The organism is Nostoc sp., from assembly GCF_041747015.1.
Classification (GTDB): Bacteria; Cyanobacteriota; Cyanobacteriia; order Cyanobacteriales; family Nostocaceae; genus Nostoc.
In genome coordinates this window covers 1-3,250 of the sequence record NZ_JBGTFY010000046.1, presented here as the reverse complement: position 1 = coordinate 3,250, position 3,250 = coordinate 1, and the positions used below count along the sequence as shown (strand labels likewise).

3 protein-coding genes and 1 pseudogene are annotated in these 3,250 nt (G+C 45.8%); 3 read left to right on the top strand and 1 reads right to left on the bottom strand.

Annotated features, from left to right (window positions below; genetic code table 11):
* Positions 1-549: SDR family oxidoreductase (locus ACEW80_RS03630; protein WP_373525283.1), on the top strand; the 549-nt coding region annotated here is incomplete at its 5' end.
* Here ACEW80_RS03630 and ACEW80_RS03625 read toward each other — a convergent pair.
* Entirely contained in the window at positions 494-1,552 is a 1,059-nt protein-coding gene (locus ACEW80_RS03625) for a hypothetical protein (RefSeq protein WP_373525282.1), read from the bottom strand. The genes ACEW80_RS03630 and ACEW80_RS03625 overlap by 56 nt on opposite strands.
* Positions 1,553-1,597: 45 nt before the next feature.
* Here ACEW80_RS03625 and ACEW80_RS03620 point away from each other — a divergent pair, with 45 nt between their 5' ends.
* Entirely contained in the window at positions 1,598-2,128 is a 531-nt protein-coding gene (locus ACEW80_RS03620) for a YIP1 family protein (RefSeq protein WP_373525281.1), read from the top strand.
* 124 nt (positions 2,129-2,252) lie between these two features.
* A pseudogene (locus ACEW80_RS03615) lies at positions 2,253-3,250 on the top strand (glucosidase); the annotation flags it as partial.

Below are 3,250 nucleotides of genomic sequence, written 5' to 3'. Positions count from 1 at the left end.
GAGCAATTTGGCAGTATTGATATTTTGATCAATAATGCCGGAATTCAGACAGAAAGCGCTTCTCATGAAGTGTCAACTGATGAATTTGATCGCGTTATTGCTGTCAATTTGCGCGGTGCTTATCTGTGTGCGCGAGAAACCATTAAACAGTTGTTAGCGCAGGGGCGTTCTGGCACAATCATCAATATTTCTAGCGTCCATGAAATCATCCCTCGCCCTATGTATGTCAGTTATTCCATCAGCAAAGGCGGTATGGGAAATCTAACTAAAACCCTAGCGTTGGAATATGCAAACCGGAGCATTCGCGTCAATGGCATTGCTCCAGGAGCGACAATTACACCGATTAACGAAAGCTGGACAGACGATCTAGAACAAAAGGCGATTGTAGAAAGTCACATCCCGATGGGGCGTGCAGGCACATCAGAAGAAATGGCGGCAGCCGTTGCCTTCCTTGCCTCTGATGAAGCCGCCTATATTACTGGACAAACGCTGTTTATTGATGGTGGGCTAACGCTTTATGCCGATTTTCGCTCTGCATGGTCAGCCTAATTGAGGTCTTATTTACAGTTGTTGATTGCCACACAGGTAGCTGCTTCACTTCCTGTAGAGTCAAATCTAAGTAACTCTGTTGCCCTTGTACTTGCGTTTCACCAAAGTATCCTTCGTCCCCCTGATGCTCATGAGGCCCACTAATTTGATCGACAAATTTGCCTTCTCGTCGAGCTTGGTTAAAAGGCGAACCCACCGTCCAGCGCCAACGTGCGGGAAAGACAACAGCAGCAACGCCCTCAATCCAGTCGCGATCGCCCCGGAGGTGATAAATCTGCTCGGCTGCTGCAAATCCTTCGGTTCCCTCAAAAAAACCACCAATCAAAATCGGTGTAATTTCTGCATTCAGCCAGCGATTCAGATAGGGTGTAGTACCAACAGCTACTTGCGCCCCACCACTGGTGCCAATCAAAATCAGCTTCAGGGGGCGATCGCGATCGCGAATCGGTAGTTTGGCTTGCATCCGCTCGATCGTCTCTACTGCAATAGCCCAGTTGTAGGTTGGACCATAGCGATCATCGGCAGATAGCGCCATTTGCCAAAAGTTGCGAATATTGATGAACACTTGTCCAACAACACCTTCATCCTGTTCGGCTGCTCGCCAAACCCCTGCCAATGGGTTGTCTTCCACCAGCGTTTGCTGCCCAATCGAATAAGGAAACACGTCGTCAACGGCGACACAATCTGGATGGGTTGTAGTCAATCGCTGCAAAAATTCAGTTTCTCCGGCGGGTAAATTACCGCCGCCCGTATTGCCAACGCCTGGTAAAAAGACAATATAGCATTGTTGCTCGGAATTATCGGCACTTGAGCGATCGTCAGGTAACAGACCATTAGGAGGTTTATCTTTGTCCAAATTAAGCTCTTCAGTTTCTAGATTTAGCCACCAAGTGAGCGTACCAACTGGAGCTAGGGTTCCCCAACTTAGTAGAAGCAATGTTGCTAAACCAACTAAACTCAAGCTACTACTACTTAATCGAGAAAAGAACTGTTTAATAGCCATAGACCCGTTCTTAGCGATCGCACTTTGCCTGATGAGAAGACTTTTATGGTGAGAAGTATACGAACTAAATTCTGGAAAGCCCTCACCCTGAATGAAGATTTCTACAGCAACATTCCAGACAATGCTGCTCACCGTCAGTTTAGTCGCCTGATCGTTTTACTAGCAGCCCTCTCGTATAGCATTGGCAGCGTTATCATCTTAGCTATGAATCGTGAGGCTCCTATCACCTTAGCGATCAGCTTTGTGATTGGCATGGCGCTGATTGTGGGCAGCTATTATTTCTGGGCATTTACTATTGGCAAGCTGCTGCAATGGACAACTTCCGATTTACCTTCCCATCGAGGGCTACTGAATTTAATTGGATTTTCTTACGCGCCTCAACTATTTGCATTGTTTACACTCATTCCCTTATTGGGACGACCAATCGAATTATTGCTCAATGCGTGGAGTTTGTTTGCCATAATAACTGCCCTGCGTCACAAGCTGAACATCAAATTACTAAAAGCTTTTCTGGTGTGTTTACCAGGTTGGCTGCTTAGTAATATTGGAATTGGCACGACCCAAATCCTGCAATAAAGATAGACGTTGCCCAGTTTAGGGCGCGAAAACGATGAATGCGTGATTTCAAAACCAAGGCAAGAGACTAGCAATTGCAACGTCTCTACTCATAATTAATTTTGCTGTTTACATTTAAACCACCATGACCATAGAGAACCAAAGATTAGCAGACGATCGCGATCGCAAAGCCTACTGGCGTAGATGGGGCCCTTATTTGAGCGAACGACAATGGGGGACAGTCCGCGAAGATTATAGTCCTTACGGTACAGCCTGGGACTACTTTCCTCACGACCACGCCCGCAGCCGCGCCTATCGCTGGGGGGAGGATGGGATTGCTGGCATTTCTGACAATCACCAAAGACTATGTTTTGCGATCGCGTTATGGAATGGCGAAGATCCGATTCTCAAAGAACGGCTATTTGGTTTAAGCGGCCCTGAAGGCAATCACGCAGAAGATGTTAAAGAATGCTACTTCTATCTAGACAATACCCCTAGTCATGCCTACATGAAGTATCTCTACAAATATCCCCAAGCTGCCTTTCCTTACTCTGATTTAGTCGCAGAAAATCAGCGCCGAGGCTACGATGATCCAGAGTATGAATTGATCGATACAGGGGTTTTTGAAGGCGATCGCTACTTTGACGTATTTGTAGAGTATGCCAAAAACTCCCCGGAAGATATTTATATTCAAATTACAATTAATAATCGCAGTTCTGAAGAAAGAACCCTTCAGCTTTTACCTACGCTGTGGTTTCGCAATACTTGGTCTTGGCAGGAAGGTCAGGAAAAGCCTTCTTTGCAGGTAAGGCAAGCGGACAACGTTTCAGCCTGTGCTATAGAAGCTTCTCATCCAACTTTAGGCAACAGATGGTTGTATTTTCAAGACTCCTGCAAGTTGCTATTTACAGAAAACGAGACTAACCAGCAAAAATTATTTGGAGTCAGCAATAATTCTGCTTATGTTAAAGACGGCATCAACGATTACATTGTTGATGGCAATAAAGAGGCTATCAATCCGCAGCAAGTAGGGACTAAAGCTGCCTGTCACTACTCATTAAATATCGGTGCAGGACAACAAAAAGTAGTCCGCCTCCGACTTAGCGACACTGGCAAATTAACCCAACCCTTTGCTGATTTCGA